General features: G+C 68.2%; 2 protein-coding genes and 1 pseudogene. All 3 read left to right on the plus strand.

Annotation, left to right across the window (positions count from 1 at the left end):
- The first annotated feature begins 181 nt into the window (after positions 1 to 181).
- Positions 182 to 418 carry a hypothetical protein gene (locus ACY5KJ_RS06900; RefSeq protein ID WP_462187233.1) on the plus strand — a complete coding sequence of 79 codons (237 nt, stop codon included), beginning with the start codon at positions 182 to 184 and terminating at the stop codon, positions 416 to 418.
- 102 nt (positions 419 to 520) lie between these two features.
- On the plus strand, positions 521 to 1,075 hold the full coding sequence (locus ACY5KJ_RS06905) for a DUF5134 domain-containing protein (protein WP_462203013.1): 555 nt from the start codon (positions 521 to 523) through the stop codon (positions 1,073 to 1,075).
- 80 nt (positions 1,076 to 1,155) lie between these two features.
- A pseudogene (locus ACY5KJ_RS06910) lies at positions 1,156 to 1,848 on the plus strand (AIM24 family protein).
- The last annotated feature ends 125 nt before the right edge of the window (positions 1,849 to 1,973 follow it).

The raw sequence follows: 1,973 nt of genomic DNA on the forward strand, positions 1-1,973 counted from the left end.
CGTGGGTGGGCTGCCGGACGACTCCGCCGGGGGTCCCCCGGCCCCTGACCGCGCGCCCTGACTGCGGGCGCCCTGACTGCGCCCCGTGTCCGTGCCCCCGGAATCCGGTAAACGCGCAGACGTTTCCCTAAGAGGATCTTAGACTGATATTCCTGATTGGTCCGCTACCCCGGGAGACGGCATGTCCGGATCTACTCGCGAACGTCACATTTTGACCTTTTGCGGAAAATGCAACTGTGGTTGCCCGGAGCTCTTCGTCGACCACGAGGCTCCGGCGGAGCGGCGCATCGTGCTGACCGATGACTTCGGCCAGCGGATCCAGATGAGTGTCGAACAGCTCCAGGCCATCGTCGACGAGGCCCGTGCCGGCAGCATCACCGCACTGGTCGACGCCGAACTCGCCCTGGACGTGAGCTGACGTGCGACGTGCCGTAACTGGACGGAAGCCTGGACGGGAACCCGCGGATCGGTGACACACCACCACCCGGCAGCGGCGTACGCACTGGCCCCACCACAGGCGGTGGCCGTCGTTGCCGCGGTCGCCTGCGTGTTGCTGGCGATGTTCCACGCCGGACGTCTCGCCGACGCGCTTGTGCGAGCCCGGCAGAGGGCCGTGTACCCACCGGCCGAGATTGGGCACACGGTGGTGGCCGCGGGAATGGCCGTCATGTTCGTCGGCCCACGCTGGATGACGTCGTCGGTGGTGTTCGCCGTCGCTTATCTGGCGCTGGCCGGCGTCTTCTTCCTTCTTGTCCTGACGGACCCGACCTGCGAGCTTGTCCTGACGGACCCGACCTGCGAGCCGTCGCGGTGGTCCTGCTGCTCGATGCTCGTCATCGAGGGGTTGGCGATGGCGTACATGGCCCGAGCGGACAGGTGGCCGGTCGGTGATTCGACCGGTCTGACGAATCTGACCGACTGGTTCGCGGTGATCTTCACTGTGGCGGTGCTGGCTGCTATCGGTGGCCCGCTGGTCCGCAGGGGCAGGCCGGGCTGGGTGACCCACACGCCGCCGGTGACATCGGCCACGTCCCGACTGGTCATGGCCGGCGCGATGCTGCTGATGCTGCTCTGACGGGCGGGTGCCGGTCTACCCGCCATACTCCCGTCGGTATTCCCACCGGTGTGGCCCGAACGGGTGTGGATGGGCGTTGAATGGAGGCCATGAGCCAGCCACTCGCGACCTTCGCGGGGGCCCCGCCGCGGGCCCCCCGTTCGCCTTGGAAGAGGGCGATCGCATGCTGCGGGTACGCCTCGACGGCGGCGAGATGTACGCCAAACAGGGAGGCATGGTGGCCTATCGCGGCCGCGTCGACTTCGCCTACAAGGGCCAGGGAGTCGGTGGATTCCTGCGGCGGGCGGTTACCGGTGAGGGCCAGGACCTGATGAGGGTCGCCGGCCACGGAAGCGTCTGGTTCGCCGAGTCCGGAAGCCACATCTCGGTCTTCACGCTCGACAACGACAGCCTGACGGTCAACGGCCGCAGCCTGCTCGCGCTGGAGTCCGGCATCCGCTACAAGGTCACCACGACGTCCGGTGGCATCGGCGCCATGATCGCCGGTGGGATCTTCAACACCGAGGTTTCCGGCAGCGGCGGCGTCGCCGTGCTGTGCCTGGGCGCTCCCCTGGTGTTGTCGACGGACGAGCCGGTCTGCGTCGACCGGGATGCCGCGGTCGCCTGGACGGCGGGCATACGTACCCGGGTGGTCTCCTCGTTCAAGATAGGCAACCTCATGGGGCGTAGCTCGGGGGAGCTCGCGCAGATCGAGTACTCCGGCCGGGGGGGGATTCGTCGTCGTCCAATGTGGTGAGACGCCGGCCGCCGGGACCGCCACCGATCGCCACTGACCGCCACCGTCGGCACTGAACCGACTGCCGGAAGCGTGCCGGCAGGGGCTCGCCGGGCCGGCACGAAGTCGTCGCGGGGAAATGACGCCATGATTATGACGGTCCGTCGCACGCTGCCCGCACGC

Source organism: Frankia sp. CcWB3 (assembly GCF_977927595.1).

Coding starts and splice junctions, on each gene's coding strand:
- ACY5KJ_RS06900 (WP_462187233.1), top strand. CDS start 182: ATGTCCGGATCTACTCGCGAACGTCACATTTTGACCTTTTGCGGAAAA.